Source organism: Paracoccus sp. M683, from assembly GCF_007096355.1.
In the GTDB taxonomy this organism is placed as follows: domain Bacteria; phylum Pseudomonadota; class Alphaproteobacteria; order Rhodobacterales; family Rhodobacteraceae; genus Paracoccus.
In genome coordinates this window covers 121,355-137,956 of the sequence record NZ_VKDF01000003.1, presented here as the reverse complement: position 1 = coordinate 137,956, position 16,602 = coordinate 121,355, and the positions used below count along the sequence as shown (strand labels likewise).

Below are 16,602 nucleotides of genomic sequence, written 5' to 3'. Positions count from 1 at the left end.
CATGCTGAAAGGTTTGGGCGGTCTTGGCGACATGGCCAAGATGATGGCGGCGGCCAAGGACATGCAGGAAAAGATGCAAAAGCTGCAAGACGACCTTGCGGCGATCACGGTCACCGGCGATGCCGGGGCCGGGCTGGTCAAGGCCACCGCAACAGCCAAGGGCGAGTTGACGGCACTGGACATCGACCCCTCGATCTTTGTCGCCTCTGAAAAAGAGGTGGTCGAGGACCTGATCCTTGCCGCGATCAAGGATGCACAGCGCCGGGCACAGGACCGGACGCAGCAGGAAATGGCGCGTATCAGCCAGGAACTTGGCCTGCCTGCTGATATGAAACTGCCCTTCTGAGGCATCGGATGGTCTGCGATCATGGCTGAAGGCAGCGACGATATCCAGGCACTGATCGCGCTGATGGCGCGGCTGCCCGGACTTGGCCCCCGTTCTGCCCGCCGGATCGTGCTGCATCTGATCCGCAAGCGTGCGGGGCAGATGGCACAGCTGTCGCAGCTGCTGGACAGTGTCGCGACCCATTCGCGCGAATGCCTGACCTGCGGCAACATCACCGACCGCGACGAATGCGCGATCTGCACCGATCCCGCCCGCGCCACGGGCGAGATCTGCGTGGTGCAGGACGTGGCTGACCTTTGGGCACTGGAACGCGGCCATGCCTTCAAGGGCCGCTATCACGTTCTGGGCGGCACGCTGTCCGCGCTGGATGAAATCGGCCCCGAAGATCTGGGCATCCCTGCGCTGGTCGACCGCATCGCCCGCGACCGCGTCACCGAGGTCATTCTGGCGCTGAACGCCACCGTCGATGGTCAGACCACCGCCCATTACATCGCCGACGCGCTGGAAGGTAGCGGCACCACCGTCACGGGCCTCGCGCAGGGCGTGCCCATTGGCGGCGAGCTGGATTACCTCGACGACGGCACAATCACCGCCGCGCTGCGCGCCCGCCGCCGCCTGTAACGAAAAGGGCGCAGCCGACCGGCCACGCCCCTTCTTCTTCACGAAAATATCCTCGGGGGTCTGGGGGCAGACAGCCCCCAGCCATCGCGGGACGCAAAAGCTCAGGCGTCCAGCTTTTCGACCCGGCGGCCGTCCAGCTTTTCAATCGCGATCTGACGGGGCTTCAGCGCCTCGGGGATCTCACGCACCAGATCGACATGCAGCATGCCGTCGACATGGCTGGCGCCGCTGACGCGGACATGATCTGCCAGGGTGAACTTGCGCTCGAAGGCGCGGGTGGCAATGCCGCGATGCAGGAACTTTCGCTCGCCCTCTTCCTCGGCCTTGCGGGCCGAGACGATGACGGCACCGTCACGAACCTCGACCGACAGATCGTCGGCGGCAAAACCGGCCACGGCGATCGAAATGCGATAGGCGTTATCGCCGGTCTTTTCGATGTTATAGGGGGGATAGCTGGTCTGGGCCAGATCGCTGGTCAGCGCCCGGTCCATGGCATCTGCGATACGGTCAAAACCGACAGAGGCCCGGTAAAGGGGCGTCAGGTCCAAGTTACGCATTGTGACATCCTTTCAAAGCGATGCGTCAATTGCCCCCCGGCAACCGGGCGGGCATCGGGCCGGTGCGGATCCGCCATCCGGCCTTGAAGCAAAGCTGGGATCGTCAGCCGGCCTTTTCAAGCCCCGCACGATACAGCGCCACAGGTTTCGGCCCGCCCGTGGCCCAATCCAGCAGCTGCACGGTATGGATAACCGGCAGCGCAGTGCCCCCGCCGATCTGGACCATGCAGCCGATATTGCCGGCCGCGATGATGTCGGGGGCGGTAGCCTCCAGCGTGGTGACCTTGCGGCTGCGCAGCACGCCCGAGATCTCGGGCTGCAACAGGTTGTATGTCCCGGCCGAGCCACAGCACAGATGTGGATCGGCAGGCTCGACCACGGTGAACCCGACCTGCTGCAACAGGGTTTTCGGTGCCATCTTGACCCGCTGGCCATGTTGCAGCGAACAGGCCGAGTGATAGGCCACACGGCCGCTTGCCCGACCCTGCGGCAGACCATGACGCTCCAGAAACTCGGTCACATCCAGCGCCAGTCCCGAGACGCGCTTTGCATCGGCCTCGATCGGATCGCCCTCGAACAGGTGGCCGTAATCCTTGATCGTCGTGCCGCAGCCCGAAGTGTTGATGATGATCGCATCCAGCGGCCCGCCCTGCTGCTCGGCGGCAAGCAGGCGGTGGATGCTGTCGCGGGCGCTGGCCTTGGCGTCATCGGTACGGCCCATATGCAGGGTCAGCGCGCCGCAGCAGCCAAAGCGTTCGGGGATCACCACCTCGCATCCGGCGCGGCGCAAAAGGCGGATGGTGGCGTCGTTGATATCGGTATCCAGCGCCCGTTGCGCGCAGCCGATCATCAGCGCGACACGGGCGCGCCTTTCACCGACCGGGGCAAAGGTCTGGCCATCGTCATTGCGGCTGACAGGCGGGATGCTGGCCGGGGCCATGGCGATCATTGCGCGCAAACGCTGATCGGGGATCAGGCGGCTGAAAGGCCGCGCCAGTTTCGCGCCGAACAGCGCCAGACGAAAGCGGCGCTGATGCGGGATCACCTCTTTCAGAATCCAGCGCAACGCCCGGTCGCGCCAGGGCCGGCGCAGGGTTTTCTCGACATGTTCGCGGCCATGTTCGATCAGCTGGGCATAATTCACCCCCGAGGGGCAGGTGGTCATGCAAGCAAGGCAGCCAAGGCAGCGATCCAGATGCAGCGCGGTCTTGGCATCTGCGGGACGGCCGGATTCCAGCATGTCCTTCATCAGATAGATGCGGCCACGCGGGCTGTCCAACTCATCCCCCAGCACCTGATAGGTGGGGCAGGTCGCGGTGCAAAAGCCGCAATGAACGCAGGTGCGAAGCACCTTGTTCGACCGCGCGATCTGTGGATCCTTCAACTGTTCTTCGGTGAAATTGGTCTGCATTCAGCCTATCCCCTGAAAGATCGCGCGCGGGTCGAGGCGCTGGCGCAGCCCGGCAGCCAAGCGGGCGGCCACGGCATCGGCGGCAGGCAGCAAGGCGGGCGCATCGCCCGAGACACGCATCGCATGGCCCGAAAACCGCGGCAGCGCCGGCATGGTGCCCGCGGGCAGAACCGCCCAGATCAGCGCGCCGCCCCAATCCACCGCGGCGATGTCCGGCAAAGCCGCAATCAGCGCCGGCGCCTCACTGGGCCGGCAGACGATCCGCCACAGATCGCCACCTGCCGGATCACGCGGATGGGCCAGCCGCCAGCAATCGGCATTGGCATGGACCACCTCGCCAAAGCCCGCCAGCCGTTGCAACAGCGCCTTGCGGCGGATCTTGACGGAACCATCCAGCCCCTCAATCCGCAACACCGCACCATGGCCGGGCAGCCAACCCGCCGCCGAAACCTCGTAAGGGCCGGTCAGGGCGGCGGTCAGGGCCGGGATTGCCGCAGCCGGACCAAGCGCCGGGATCGACAGCGTCAGCGTGACCGGCGGAATGGGCGTCGTGCGAAAGGCCACCTCGGTCAGCGCGCCAAGCGTGCCGCGGCTGCCCGCCATCAGCTTGGCCAGATCATAGCCGGTGACGTTCTTCATCACCCGCCCGCCATTCTTGACCACCGCACCATCGCCGCCGACAAAACGGACGCCGATCAGCGCATCGCGGCAGGCCCCGACCTGCACCCGGCGCGGCCCGGACGCATTGGCCGCCACCACGCCCCCGATGGTCGAACCGGCCCGCGCATCAGGTTCGAAACCCAGCATCTGATTTTCTGCCTTCAGCGCCGCCTGAACCTGATCCAGCGGCATGCCGGCCCGAACCACCAGCGTCAGCGCCTCGGGTTCATAAAGGGTGATCCCGGTCAGTCCGGTCATGTCCAGCCGCGCGCCCTGCCCTTCGCCCGGATGCAGCCGCGTGCCGCCGCCGGTAATCGAAAGAGGTTCGCCGGCCTCGCGGATCATCCCCGCCAGTTCCTGTTCGGTTTCAGGCCGCATTGGGGCGGGCCTCGCGACGGCTGGCGGATGCGTCCAGCGGAAACACCTTGGCCGCATTCAGCAGCCATTGCGGGTCGAACACATCCTTGACGCGCATCTGCGCCTCGATATCGGCAGCATCGAACTGCACATCCATCAGGTCGCGCTTTTCAATGCCGACGCCATGCTCGCCCGTCAGGCAGCCGCCAACCTCGACGCAAAGACGCAGGATGTCAGCGCCAAGCGCCTCGCATTTTTCAAGATCGCCAGGCGTATTGGCGTTATACAGGATCAGCGGATGCATGTTGCCGTCGCCTGCATGGAACACATTCGCGACGCCCAGCCCCGCCTCGCGCGACATCTCGCCAATGCGAGCCAGAACCGTTGGCAGGGCCGAAACCGGGATGGTGCCGTCAAGGCACATATAGTCGTTGATCTGGCCCATGGCCCCAAAGGCCGATTTGCGACCCAGCCAGATGCGGGCGGATTCGGCCTCGCTGCGGGATTCGCGGAATTCCAGCGGTTTGTGGCGCATGGCGATGTCGCGGATCAGGGCCAGTTGTTCGTCGATCTCGGGGGGCGTGCCCTCGACCTCGACGATCAGCAACGCCTCGCAATCGGGATAGCCGGCATGGGCGAATGCCTCGGTCGCGCGGATACAGGGGCGGTCCATGAATTCGATGGCGACGGGCAGGATGCCGGCGCGGATGATGGCGGCCACACAGGCGCCCGCGGTTTCGCTGTCGTCAAAGGCGATCAGCACCGGCCGCGCGCCCGGCGGCTTGGGCAGGATGCGCAGCGTGGCCTCGGTCACGATGCCAAGCTGGCCTTCGGACCCGCACACCACACCCAGCAGGTCCAACCCGCCCGCCTCGCCCATCGGGCCGCCCAGTTCCACGACGGAACCATCCATCAGCACCATGGTCGCGCCCAGCAGATTGTTGGTCGTGACCCCGTATTTCAGGCAATGCGCCCCGCCCGAGTTCATCGCGATATTGCCGCCGATGGCGCAAGCCAGCTGCGATGATGGATCGGGTGCATAGAAAAAGCCCAAGCCGTCCACCGCGCCAGAGACCGACAGGTTGGTGCGCCCGGTCTGGACGCGGATCAGCCGGTCCTCGGGGCTGATTTCCAGCACCTCGGTCATGCGGGCAAGGCCGATCACCACGGCATCGGCGGTTGGCATCGACCCGCCCGCAAGGCTGGTGCCGGCCCCGCGTGGCACAACCGGCACAGCTTCGTCATGGCAGATGCGCAGCACCGCCGAAACCTCGGCGGTCGAGCGCGGCAGAACCACCGCCAAGGGCGGGCAGCGATAGGCCGACAGCGCGTCGCATTCATAGGCGCGGGTTTCGGCAGGATCGTCGATCACCGCATCGGGCAAGGCGATGCGCAGCCGCGCGGTGATGGCGTCGCGGCGGGCGATGACGCCGGCATCGGGCGTGGGCATCTGCATCGGAACCTCCTCCAAATTCCGGTGGGCGCGGCTTCATGCGCCGGACAGCATGGCCGCGATCTGGTCCTTCAGATGCGCACGCTGCTGGCGCAGCTGCTTCTCGGCCTCGTCGGTGATCGGAGGGTTATAACTTTCGGCGCTGTGGACCTTGTCATTCACCTCGTCATATTCCTCAAGCAAGCGGGCGAAATGGTTGTTCGACAGCTTCAGATCGTGGATCTTCTGCGCATCGTCGGGAAACTCTTCGTGAATCGCATGAGGGGCCGCCATGATCTCTCCTGTCATCAAAGCTGTCGCGTGCATTGACGATAGGACAGCACCAGAGGGCTTTCAATGGCCGCTGGCACAGCATAGAAATTCACCATGACCCTGCCGATGAACATGATCCTTGACCCCGCCGATCTTGCGGCACTTGCCCTGCTTTTCGGAGGCTGGCTGCTGATCGGCTGGTTCACCGAGCATCCGCCGCAGGGCAAGCCCTCGGTCTCGGTGCTGATGAAGCGGTTCCGCCGCGAATGGATGCGCCATTTCGTGACCCGAGAGCCACGCATCTTCGACGGCAATATCCTGACCAGCCTGCGCGAGGGCACAGCCTTTTTCGCATCGGCCTGCATGATCGCCATCGGCGGCACGCTGGCGCTGATCGGCAATACGGAAAGGCTGCGCGGATTGGCCCAGGAATTCGAACTGGACAGCGGCGGCGCGATCCTGTGGGAAATCAAGCTGCTGGTGCCGATGTTCTTTGTCGTCAACGCCTTTCTGAAATTTGTCTGGGCGCATCGACTGTTCGGCTATTGCGCGATCATGATGGCCGCCGTGCCCAACGACCCCGACGACCCCGAGGCAATGCCGCGCGCCGACCAAGCCGCCGATCTGAACATCACCGCCGCCCGCAGCTTCAATTCCGGGCTGCGCAGCGTCTATTTCGCAATTGCCGCGCTGGCCTGGCTGGCCGGGGCATGGGCGCTGATCGTGGCCAGCGCAATGGTCCTGTTCATCACCTGGCGGCGCGAATTTGCCAGCCGGTCGCGCCGGGTGATCATGCGCAGCCTGCCTGCGCCGCGCCTGCCCGCTCATGCCAGATTGCCAGGGTCAGGATCAACGCCCCCGCAGCCGTAAGAGCGATGCCGACATAGCCGCTGGACTGCCAGCCCCAGCCCGCAGCCAAGGCCGCGCCCGCCAGCAGCGGCCCAAGCGCATTGGCGGCGTTGAAGGCGGCGTGGTTCATCGCGGCGGCCATGCTTTGGGCATTGCCCGCGACATCCATCAGCCGCGTTTGCAGCGGAATGACCAACCCGGCGCCAGCCGCCAGAAGGAAGCTGGACAGGATCATCAGGGGCCAGTTCCCCACCACCTGCGCGGCGAAAAGCTGGGTCACGGCCATGGCGGCGAGGCTGGCATAGGCGGTCTTGTTCACGCCCCAGATCTCGGTCAGCCGGCCCGAGGCCCAGGTGCCAAGCGTGCCGCCGACGCCAAAGACCGCCAGCGTGGCCGGGATCGCCCAACCGGGCGCATCGGTGGTGGCCAGCATGGCGGCGGTCAGGAAAGAGTAGACGGCGAAAAGCCCGCCAAAGCCGATCGCGCCCACTGCCAGCAGCCACAGCACGCGCGGGTTGCGCAGCGCGGCCAGTTCATCCAGCGGGCGGGCATTCGGATTGCCTCCGACGCGCGGCGCCAGCTTCAGGATTGCCCAGGCCGAGATCAGCGCCAGCACCCCCGGCAGCGCAAAGCCCCATCGCCAACCGATCCCCTGCCCAAGCGCACCAGCCAGCGGAACGCCGACGATATTGGCCACGGTCAGCCCCAGAATGACCTGCGCCGCCCCCCGCGCACGCTGTTCACGCGGCAGCGCATCGGCAGCATACAGCATCGCCACACCCAGGAACCCGCCATGCGGCAGCCCCGCCAGAAAACGCATCCCCGTCAGCGTGGCAAAGCCCGGCAGCACCGCCGCCAGCAGGTTCATCACGCCATAAAAGGCCATCAGCGCCGCCAGATAGCGCCTGCGCGGCAGCCGCGCCCCCAGGATCGAGGTCAGTGGCGCGCCCACAACCACGCCAAGCGCATAGGCGCTGATCACATGGCCCGCCTGCGGATCGGTGATGCCAAGATCAGCGGCGAAATAGGGAAGCAACCCCATGGCCGCAAATTCCGAGGTGCCGATGGCAAAGGCACCAAGCGACAGGGCAAGAATAGCGGGGCGAAGATTGCGCGCTTCAGACATGACAGACTCCGGGGGTGTTCCGGTATACCATTATGCCGCAATGCAGCAAAAATCACCCGACAAAGATGAAGGGCTGGCTTGCAGAAACCGCATGGCAGGATCGGGCGCCGGGCGCCGGGCGCCGGGCTAGCTTTGCCAGCGTGGTTTCTGCTTGTCGAAGAAGGCGGTGATGCCTTCGGGGGCCTCGTCACCTTCCCACGCGGCAACCAGCCGGTCGATGCTGTCATTGATTCGCGCCTCGTCGATCACCGGGCCATAGGCGCGGCATTGCGCCTTGGCGGCGGCCACCGCGCCGGGGGCAGCTTGCAGGAAGGGCGCGATCTCGGCCTCGATGCTGGCATCCAGATCGGCGGCACCGACGGCTGCGGCGGCAAGGTTCAGACGCACCGCCTCGTCGGCGTCGAAAAGTCGGGCCGAGAAATAGACCCTGCGCGCCTTGTCCTCGCCCATGCGGGCCAGAACATAGGGGCCGATGGTGGCAGGGATCAGGCCAAGCCGCACCTCGGTCAGGCCGAATTTCGCCCCGCGCGCGGCAACGGCGATGTCGCAGACCGCCATCATGCCGATGCCGCCGCCAAAGGCATTGCCCTGCACCCGCGCGATCACCGGCTTGGGCAGCAGGTTCAGCCCGTTCAGCATCATCGCCAGATTGCGCGCGCCCTTGCGCCGGGTCTCGGCATCGGCGCCGATCTGCTGGCGCATCCAGCCCAGATCACCGCCGGCGCAGAAGCTGGCACCCTCGGCCGCCAGCACGACGACCCGCACCGCCGGATCAGCGCCCAGTTGCGCGGCCGCCTGTGTCAGCTCGTCGATCATTTCGGCCGACAGGGCGTTGTGTTTCTCGGGTCGCGCCAGCCACAGGGTCGCGACGCCGCGCGCGTCAGTGTCGATGCGAATGGTGTTGAACATGGTGACTTCCCTCAACCGATATCGAATTGCCAGACGGGCGACATGCTGCATGTGGCGCCGCCACGACTGGCCGAAAACTGCCCCAGCCACAGCCGGTAATGGCCGGGCTGCGGTGCAACCTGCCCCAACTGCCCGGCCAGCGACACCGAAGCCGTCGCACCGCCCGTGCTGCCTGATCCTGCCGCGACCACCGGCAAATCACGCCAGCCGCTGCCGGTTTGCTGCTGGATGCGTGCCGCAACGCCCGGCAACCGCGTCTGGATCGCCCCGCCGGCGCGATAGGGATAGGCCCGCAGATACAGCGCCTGCCCCGCGACCGAGGCCACCGAGACCTGCCGGGGCGCCAGCAGCTCCATCGCGTAGCCGTCGCAATTGCGATAGCCGATGCGGCGCAGGCTGGCGCGGTCTGGCATCGCAGCGGCGGATACCATCGGGCCAGTGACAGGCGCAGCTTGCTGAACCACCACCGGCGCGGCACAACCCGCCAGCAGTGCCAGCGCCATCAGGGAAGCGCGGGGCGTCATGCCGCTGCCCTCATGCCCTGCGCCATCTCGGCGGCGCGCGCAATCACCTCCATATCAAGCCCGGTCTCATAGCCCTGCGCCGCCAGATGCGCCGCCACCCGCTCGGTCGCGACATTGCCCTTGGCGCCGGGCGCATAGGGGCAGCCGCCAAGCCCGCCAACCGCCGCGTCAAAGACCCGAAGGCCGCGCGCAAGGCTGGCGTCGATGTTCAGCAGCGCCCGGCCCATCGTATCATGGTAATGCCCGGCCAGCCGGTTCGCGGGCACCTCGTCCAGCACCCGGCCCAGCATGGCGTCGATCTTTTCCGGCGTGGCATGGCCGATCGTGTCGCCAAGGCTGATCTCATAACAACCCATGTCGCGTAAAGCCGCCACCACGCGGGCCACGTCGCCGGGCGGCACATCGCCCTCGAACGGGCTGTCCGTCACCATCGAGACATAGCCGCGCACCGGCACGCCATCCGCCGCTGCCGCCTGAACCACCGGGGCGAAACGTTCCAGCGATTCCGCGATGGTGGCGTTCAGATTGGCCTTGCTGAAGCCCTCGGACGCGCTGGCGAAGATCGCCACTTCGCTGGCACGGGCGGCCCGCGCGCCCTCATAGCCCTTCAGGTTCGGGGTCAGCACGGCATAGCTGACGCCGGGGGTGCGGGTAATGCCGGCCATGACCTCGGCGGCATCGCCCATCTGCGGCACCCATTTCGGGGAAACGAAGCTGGTGACTTCGATCCGCCGGAAGCCCGCCGTTGACAGCAGGTCGACCAGCGCGATCTTTTCCGCAGCCGGGATCAGCCGCTTTTCGTTCTGGAGCCCGTCGCGCGGACCCATTTCAAAGATCTCGACCGGATCAGGCATCGGGCACCTCGTAGAAATCCTGCGTGTAAATGCCGTTCCCGCCCGCCTTGGCCTCGGCGCGGGCATAGGCAGGCCGCGCCTGCATCCGCTCGCGATAGGCCGCAAGCGCGGGATAGTCGGCGGCGGGAAGAAAGCGGAAAACCGCGTCGATATTGAAGCCCAGCATGCAATCGGCGGCGGAAAAACCACCGGGCAGCAACGTATCCTGCCCCGCCAGATGCGCATTCAGTGCCCGCGCGGTGACGGCCAGACGCTTGGTATCCAGCCGCATCAGCGGGATCGAGCGCGCGGCCTCGGGGCGCAGAAAGATGTGCTGGATGTTCAGCGCCTGCACGATATTGGCCTGCGTTTCCGCAAAACCCATCCATTCCAGAAAGGCGACGCGGTCGGCCTGTCCGGGCAAGGGCGCCAGCCGCCCCTCGCGTTCGGTCAGGTATTGCACGATTGCCGAGGATTCAAAGATCGACCGGCCGTCGATTTCCAGCGCGGGCACCCGACCGGCTGGCGACATGGCCAGAAATTCCGGTCTGCGCAGCCCGCCATCGGTCAGCGACCATTCCTGCAACTGGTAGTCCAGCCCCAATTCTTCGAGCAGCCACACGACCCTCATCGAGCGTGAGCCGGGAATGTGGTGCAGGCGGATCATGCGACGGTCTCTTCCTCTTCCAGGCGGATCAGGGGCGCGCCGGCCTCGACCTGATCGCCAGCGCGGGCCAGAACCTCGGCCACCACGCCATCGCGGGCGGCGGTCAGGCTGTGCTCCATCTTCATCGCCTCCAAGACGGCAAGGCGGTCACCGGCCTTGACCGCCTGACCGGCCTCGACATGCACCGACTTCACCAGCCCCGGCATGGGCGACAGGGTCAGCGCCTGATTGCCGCCGGCACCCGAGTCGCGATCCAGCGGGTCCAGCGGCGTCAGATGCACGGCGCGCCCGCCAAAGACGCTGACGCCAGCGGGATGGCTGACGATGCGGTGACGCCGCAGCGCCTGATCGACCCACCAGCGGTCGCCCCGCCAGCACACCTCGCGCGGGGTGCCATCGTCCAGCGTGACGCGGGCGGCACCGGGGCCAAGCACCTCGAGCACGGCCTGACCGCCATCCCAGGTGATGGTGCGGCGCAGGGGCTGCCACAGGGTCATGCCGCCCTTGGTGTCGGGTTTGTCCAGCCCCGCCAGACCGATGACACCAAGCGCACGGGTGCGCGGATCGGGCTCACTGGCCGCGACCAGCGCATCCAGATCGCGCCCGATCAACCCGGTATCGACTTCGCCATCGCGGAACCCCTGATGCCGGGTCAGGGCAATAAGGAAATCGAGGTTGGTGACAGAGCCCGCCACCTCGGTATCGACCAGCGCGGCCTCAAGCTCTCGCAGGGCGATGGCGCGGGTCGGGCCATGGGTGACGATCTTGGCGATCATCGGGTCATACCAGGGGCTGATCGTGTCGCCCTGACGCACGCCGGTCTCGATCCGGGCATGATCGGGGAATTGCAGATGCGCCAGCATGCCGGTCGCGGGCAGGAAACCCGCAGGCACGTCCTCGGCGTAAAGCCGGGCCTCGAAGGCATGGCCGTGGATATGCAGGTCCTCTTGCCGGGCGGGCAAGGGTTCGCCACTGGCCACGCGAAGCTGCCATTCGACCAGATCGACGCCGGTGATCGCCTCGGTCACGGGATGTTCGACCTGCAGGCGGGTGTTCATCTCCATGAACCAGAAGCCATCCTCGCGCAGGCCGTTCGAGCCATCGACGATGAATTCGATGGTGCCCGCACCCTTGTAGCCAATGGCCTCGGCAGCCCGAGTGGCGGCGGCGCCCATGATCTTGCGGATCTCGGGCGTCATACCGGGGGCCGGGGCTTCCTCGATCACTTTCTGGTGGCGGCGCTGCAAGGAACAGTCACGCTCGAACAGGTGGACGGCGCGGTGACCGTCGCCAAAGACCTGCACCTCGATATGGCGGGGTTGCAGGATGTATTTCTCGATCAGCACATCGGGATTGCCGAATGCATTCTTCGCCTCGGACTGGGCCGAGACCAGCGCATCGGCGAAATCCTTGGGATCATTGACCTGCCGCATGCCCTTGCCGCCGCCGCCAGCGACGGCCTTGATCAGCACCGGATAGCCGATCTTGCCCGCCTGCTCGGCCAGATAGGCCGGGTCCTGATTGCTGCCGTGATAGCCCGGCACGACCGGCACGCCGGCCTTTTCCATCAGCGCCTTGGCGGCGTCCTTCAGGCCCATGGCGCGGATGGCCTTGGCCGAGGGGCCGATAAAGACCAGCCCCGCCGCTTCCACCGCATCGACGAAATCGGGGTTTTCGCTGAGGAAACCATAGCCCGGATGGATCGCCTGCGCGCCGGTGGCCTTGGCGGCAGCGATGATGGCATCGCCTTTAAGGTAACTGTCAGCGGGTGCGGGGCCGCCCAGGTGCACGGCCTCATCGGCCATGGCAACATGGCGCGCGCCCCGATCGGCATCGGAAAAGACCGCGACGGTGGCCACGCCCATGCGGCGGCAGCTGTCGATGACGCGGCAGGCGATCTCGCCACGATTGGCGATCAGGATCTTCTGGAACATGGCGGCTCCTTGCTTTGGTGGCGTTGGACGGGGGCTTCGCGCCCCCGGACCCCCGCGGGATATTTGGATGAAGAAGAAGTCATGACAGTACCTCGACCAGACGGAAGCGTTCGCAGACCAGTTCCATCTGCGGATCGAAGCCACCGTTGCGGGTGAAAAAGGCGATATGGCCGGTTTTCCAAGCCTCGAAATCACCCTCGCCCTCGGCAAGGGCGAAATCCTCGGGCAGGTCGCAAAAGCGGCGGATGGTAACCTCGACCGTCTCGATCAGCAGCGCGGGCTTGCCATTCCAATCCAGCGCGACGTCCTGTCGCCCGACCACAGGCATGGCTTCACCGCCATCCTGAAAATCGCGCAAGGCGCCGCAGGTCGCGGTTTTGCGCCCCGAACGGACAAGATCCAGCAATTCAGCATTCAACGCACGCGAATCTCCGAAGGTGAACCCCACGGCTTTCTCGCTCGTTGAAATATCCCCGCCGGAGGCAGCCATCATCACCACTCTTACATCCGGAACACGCCGAAGCGCGTCGGTTCGATGGGCGCGTTCAGGCTGGCGCGCAGGCTCAGCGACAGCACCTCGCGGGTCTTGCGCGGATCGACGATGCCATCGTCCCAAAGCCGCGCCGAGGCGTAAAGCGGGTGCGACTGGCGGTCGAACATCTCGATGGTGGGGCGTTTGAACTCGGTTTCTTCCTCGGTCGACCATGTGCCACCCTTGCGCTCGATCCCGTCGCGACGGACGGTGGCCAGAACGCCCGCCGCCTGTTCGCCGCCCATGACCGAGATGCGGCTGTTGGGCCAGGTCCAGAGGAAGCGGGGCGAATAGGCGCGGCCCGACATGCCGTAGTTGCCGGCACCGAAGCTGCCGCCGACCAGCATGGTGATTTTCGGAACCTTGGTCGTGGCCACCGCCGTCACCATCTTGGCGCCGTGGCGGGCGATGCCTTCGTTTTCATATTTGCGACCGACCATGAAGCCGGTGATGTTTTGCAGGAAGATCAGCGGGATATTGCGCTGGCTGCAAAGCTCGATGAAATGCGCGCCCTTGATGGCGCTTTCCGAAAACAGCACGCCGTTATTGGCGACGATGCCGACCGGGCAGCCCTCGATATGGGCAAAGCCTGTCACCAGCGTCTCGCCATAGCGGGCCTTGAACTCGTCAAAGCGCGAGCCATCGACCACGCGGGCGATCACCTCGCGGATGTCATAGGGCGTGCGCAGGTCGCCGGGGACGACGCCCAGAATTTCCTCGGGGTCATAGGCTGGGGCCTCGGGCGCCTGCCACATCACGGTTTGCGGCAGGCGGCGGTTCAGATTGGCCACGGCGCGGCGGGCAATGGCCAGCGCATGCGCGTCATCCTCGGCCAGGTAATCGGCCACGCCGGACAGGCGTGTGTGGACATCGCCGCCACCCAGATCCTCGGCGCTGACGACCTCGCCGGTGGCGGCCTTCACCAAGGGCGGGCCAGCAAGGAAGATGGTGCCCTGATCGCGCACGATGATCGAGACGTCGCACATGGCGGGCACATAGGCGCCGCCTGCGGTCGACGACCCCATGACCACGGCGATTTGCGGAATGCCTTTGGCCGACATATTCGCCTGATTATAGAAGATGCGGCCGAAATGGTCGCGGTCGGGGAAAACCTCGTCCTGATTGGGCAGGTTCGCGCCGCCGCTATCGACCAGATAGACGCAGGGCAGGTTGCATTGATCGGCGATCTCTTGCGCGCGCAGGTGTTTCTTGACCGTCATCGGGTAATAGGTGCCGCCCTTGACCGTCGCGTCATTGGCCACGACCATCACGTCCTGCCCATGCACGCGCCCGATCCCGGCGATCACCCCCGCGCCCGGCGCGTCGCCGTCATACATGCCATGTGCCGCCGTCGCGCCGATTTCCAGAAACGGGCTGCCGGGGTCCAGCAAATTCGCCACCCGCTCGCGCGGCGGCATCTTGCCGCGAGAGGTGTGCCGCTCCATCGCTTTCGGCCCGCCACCGGCCAGAACGGCATCGGCGGCCTCGCGCGCGGTGGCCAGCAGGGCCAGATGCGCCTCGCGGTTGGCCCGGAAGCTGTCGGAATTGGTCAGCGCCTGCGATCTCAGTTTCATCTCACGGCTCCCGCATGTGTTTCAGTTCCAGCGCCCGTTGCGCCGTGTGTTCCATCTGGCAATTGGCCGAGGCGATATTGCGCATCGAGCCGCCGCCCCATCGGTCATAGGCAATCCGGCAATCGGCATCGCGCAAGGCGATCCAGCCGCGTTGCGCCGCCAGCAGCAGATCGCCGATCCCCGGAATATCGGCGAAATCCGACCGTGCGGCGCGATATTCACGGTTCAGGATCGCGTCCCATGCCGCCGTTTCAGCCATCGCGCATTGCGAGATGCCCAATGTCGTGTCACCGCCCGGTGTGGCGACCTGACAGGCGGCCGAGGCGATACCGATGCAATCGGGATCCGTCATGCCGCTGCGCGTCCTGGCGAAACAGGCCTCGACGATGCTGCCATCAAAGCTGACATCCTGCGCCTGGGCGGGCGAAGACAGGCCTGCAAGCAACAGGATGATCCGGGCGAACATCATTCCGCCTCTGCCAGCTTGCGCAGCTCGCGCCGCATGACCTTGCCTGTCACCGTCATCGGCAAGGCATCCAGAAAGGCGATCTCGCGCGGATAGGAATGCGCCGCCGACAGTCGTTTCGCATGCGCCTGCAACTCAGCGGAAAGTTCATCAGATGGTTCAAATCCATCACGCAAGACAATGTAAGCCTTTACGATTTCTGTCCTGATGTCATCCGGCTTTCCAATCACACCAACCTGCGCGACCGCCGGATGTTTCAGCAAACAATCCTCTATCTCGGACGGGCCGATGCGATAGCCGGCGCTGGTGATCACATCATCATCGCGCCCGACAAAACGGATATAGCCATCCTCGATCACGCCACGATCCCCGGTCAGCACCCAGTCGCCGCGGAATTTCTGCGCCGTCTCGTCAGGGCGGTTCCAATAGCCCAGCATCATGCTGCCCGCGCCGCGCCGTACGGCAATGTCGCCCTCGCCATCCGAGGGCTGGCCGTCCTCGCCGATCACCTGCACATCAAAGCCGGGGGTCGGTTTGCCGATGGCGCCAGGCCGCGCCGGAAACAGCGAGGCGGCCGAACTTGCGACCATGTTGCATTCGGTCTGGCCATAAAATTCGTTGATCGTCAGGCCAAAGGCACGCTGACCCCAGTCCAGCATTTCCGCACCCAGGGTCTCGCCGCCCGAGGCAACGCTGCGCAGCCCCGGAATGGCCACATCCGCCGCCTTCAACAACTTCAGCGCAGTGGGCGGGAAAAAGACGTTGCGCACGCCGCAACCCTGGATCAGCGCATCCACGGCGGCGGGGTCGAATTTCGGCATTCTTGCGGCAACGACCGGCACACCAAGCGCAAGCGCGGGCATGGCCACGTCGAACAGCCCGCCGATCCAGGCCCAATCAGCCGGGGTCCACAGGCAATCGCCGGGCTGGCCAAGACGGTCATGGCTCATCTCGACGCCGGGCAGATGGCCGGTCAGCACACGGTGGCCATGCAACGCCCCCTTGGGCGCGCCGGTGGTGCCGGATGTATAGATGATCACGGCGGGATCTTCGGGGCCGGTCTCAAGGGTCACGAAGGGGCCTGAATCGTGCATGCCATCCTCGGGGACGATCACCCGCAGATCGGGGAAACCCGCCAGCATCTCGCGGCCCTCGGGATCGGCGATGACGGTGCGGACGCCCGCGTCGCGCAGGCGCAGGGCCAGCGCCTCGGGGCCGAACAGTTTGAACAGAGGGATCGATATGGCGGCCGATTTCCAGCAGGCCAGATGCGCGGCGGCGGTCCAGGCGGATTGGGTGCGCAGCACCGCCACCCGCTCGCCGCGTTCGGCCCGCAGCGCATGGGCCAGCCGGTCAGTCATGGCGGTCAGTTCGGCAAAGCGGACCGGGCGCGGGCTGCCATCATATTCGATGATCGCCGTGGCCGCGCCGGGATGAGACAGGCATTGATCGGCCATGTTCAGCCGGGCCGGGAAGTTCCACCGGAACCCGTCGCGCAGGGCCTGATAGTCGCCTTTTTCAGCCAGCATCC

18 protein-coding genes are annotated in these 16,602 nt (G+C 65.8%); 3 read left to right on the top strand and 15 right to left on the bottom strand.

Features of this window, described 5'->3' with window-relative positions; translation table 11 throughout:
- Position 1: 1 nt before the first annotated feature.
- Complete coding sequence (locus tag FNJ84_RS05560; RefSeq protein ID WP_143792021.1) at positions 2-346, top strand: YbaB/EbfC family nucleoid-associated protein; 345 nt, start codon at positions 2-4, stop codon at positions 344-346.
- 21 nt (positions 347-367) lie between these two features.
- A complete protein-coding gene (recR, locus tag FNJ84_RS05555; RefSeq protein WP_143792020.1) occupies positions 368-967 on the top strand; it encodes a recombination mediator RecR in 600 nt (199 codons plus the stop codon).
- Positions 968-1,068: 101 nt separating this feature from the next.
- Here recR and FNJ84_RS05550 read toward each other — a convergent pair whose 3' ends face one another.
- The 5 genes from FNJ84_RS05550 to FNJ84_RS05530 form a co-directional block, all read right to left on the bottom strand.
- Entirely contained in the window at positions 1,069-1,524 is a 456-nt protein-coding gene (locus tag FNJ84_RS05550; RefSeq protein ID WP_143792019.1) for an Hsp20 family protein, read from the bottom strand.
- 103 nt (positions 1,525-1,627) lie between these two features.
- On the bottom strand, positions 1,628-2,935 hold the full coding sequence (gene glcF, locus FNJ84_RS05545; RefSeq protein WP_143792018.1) for a glycolate oxidase subunit GlcF: 1,308 nt from the start codon (positions 2,933-2,935) through the stop codon (positions 1,628-1,630).
- A complete protein-coding gene (locus FNJ84_RS05540; RefSeq protein WP_143792017.1) occupies positions 2,936-3,973 on the bottom strand; it encodes an FAD-binding protein in 1,038 nt (345 codons plus the stop codon).
- Positions 3,963-5,408 (bottom strand): FAD-linked oxidase C-terminal domain-containing protein, encoded by a 1,446-nt coding sequence (locus tag FNJ84_RS05535; protein WP_143792016.1) that lies wholly within the window; start codon positions 5,406-5,408, stop codon positions 3,963-3,965. The genes FNJ84_RS05540 and FNJ84_RS05535 overlap by 11 nt, the downstream gene beginning before the upstream one ends.
- A gap of 33 nt (positions 5,409-5,441) precedes the next feature.
- A complete protein-coding gene (locus tag FNJ84_RS05530) occupies positions 5,442-5,693 on the bottom strand; it encodes a YdcH family protein (protein WP_255471059.1) in 252 nt (83 codons plus the stop codon).
- Positions 5,694-5,771: 78 nt separating this feature from the next.
- Between FNJ84_RS05530 and FNJ84_RS05525 the strand changes: the two genes are divergently transcribed.
- Entirely contained in the window at positions 5,772-6,527 is a 756-nt protein-coding gene (locus FNJ84_RS05525) for a DUF599 domain-containing protein (protein WP_143792015.1), read from the top strand.
- Here the strand turns inward: FNJ84_RS05525 and FNJ84_RS05520 are convergent.
- The 10 genes from FNJ84_RS05520 to FNJ84_RS05475 form a co-directional block, all read right to left on the bottom strand.
- Entirely contained in the window at positions 6,448-7,632 is a 1,185-nt protein-coding gene (locus FNJ84_RS05520) for an MFS transporter (RefSeq protein ID WP_143792014.1), read from the bottom strand. The two genes, FNJ84_RS05525 and FNJ84_RS05520, sit on opposite strands and share 80 nt — an antisense overlap.
- A 126-nt stretch (positions 7,633-7,758) precedes the next feature.
- Positions 7,759-8,541, bottom strand: coding sequence for a crotonase/enoyl-CoA hydratase family protein (locus FNJ84_RS05515; protein ID WP_143792013.1), 783 nt, complete (start codon positions 8,539-8,541; stop codon positions 7,759-7,761).
- Between the two features lie 11 nt (positions 8,542-8,552).
- Complete coding sequence (locus tag FNJ84_RS05510) at positions 8,553-9,065, bottom strand: hypothetical protein (protein WP_143792012.1); 513 nt, start codon at positions 9,063-9,065, stop codon at positions 8,553-8,555.
- Positions 9,062-9,919, bottom strand: a complete 858-nt coding sequence (locus FNJ84_RS05505; protein ID WP_143792011.1) for a hydroxymethylglutaryl-CoA lyase — start codon at positions 9,917-9,919, stop codon at positions 9,062-9,064. Before FNJ84_RS05505 ends, FNJ84_RS05510 begins: the two co-directional genes overlap by 4 nt.
- Positions 9,912-10,565: a glutathione S-transferase family protein gene (locus FNJ84_RS05500; protein WP_185968431.1), complete on the bottom strand. Its 654-nt coding sequence runs from the start codon at positions 10,563-10,565 to the stop codon at positions 9,912-9,914. The genes FNJ84_RS05505 and FNJ84_RS05500 overlap by 8 nt, the downstream gene beginning before the upstream one ends.
- Complete coding sequence (locus FNJ84_RS05495) at positions 10,562-12,499, bottom strand: acetyl/propionyl/methylcrotonyl-CoA carboxylase subunit alpha (RefSeq protein WP_143792010.1); 1,938 nt, start codon at positions 12,497-12,499, stop codon at positions 10,562-10,564. Before FNJ84_RS05495 ends, FNJ84_RS05500 begins: the two co-directional genes overlap by 4 nt.
- 79 nt (positions 12,500-12,578) lie before the next feature.
- Positions 12,579-12,992 carry an ASCH domain-containing protein gene (locus tag FNJ84_RS05490; RefSeq protein WP_363323839.1) on the bottom strand — a complete coding sequence of 138 codons (414 nt, stop codon included), beginning with the start codon at positions 12,990-12,992 and terminating at the stop codon, positions 12,579-12,581.
- 8 nt (positions 12,993-13,000) lie between these two features.
- Positions 13,001-14,605 (bottom strand): carboxyl transferase domain-containing protein, encoded by a 1,605-nt coding sequence (locus tag FNJ84_RS05485; RefSeq protein ID WP_143792009.1) that lies wholly within the window; start codon positions 14,603-14,605, stop codon positions 13,001-13,003.
- Position 14,606: 1 nt separating this feature from the next.
- Positions 14,607-15,074 (bottom strand): lysozyme inhibitor LprI family protein, encoded by a 468-nt coding sequence (locus FNJ84_RS05480; RefSeq protein ID WP_143792008.1) that lies wholly within the window; start codon positions 15,072-15,074, stop codon positions 14,607-14,609.
- Entirely contained in the window at positions 15,071-16,600 is a 1,530-nt protein-coding gene (locus FNJ84_RS05475; protein ID WP_143792007.1) for an AMP-binding protein, read from the bottom strand. Before FNJ84_RS05475 ends, FNJ84_RS05480 begins: the two co-directional genes overlap by 4 nt.
- Positions 16,601-16,602 lie beyond the last annotated feature (2 nt).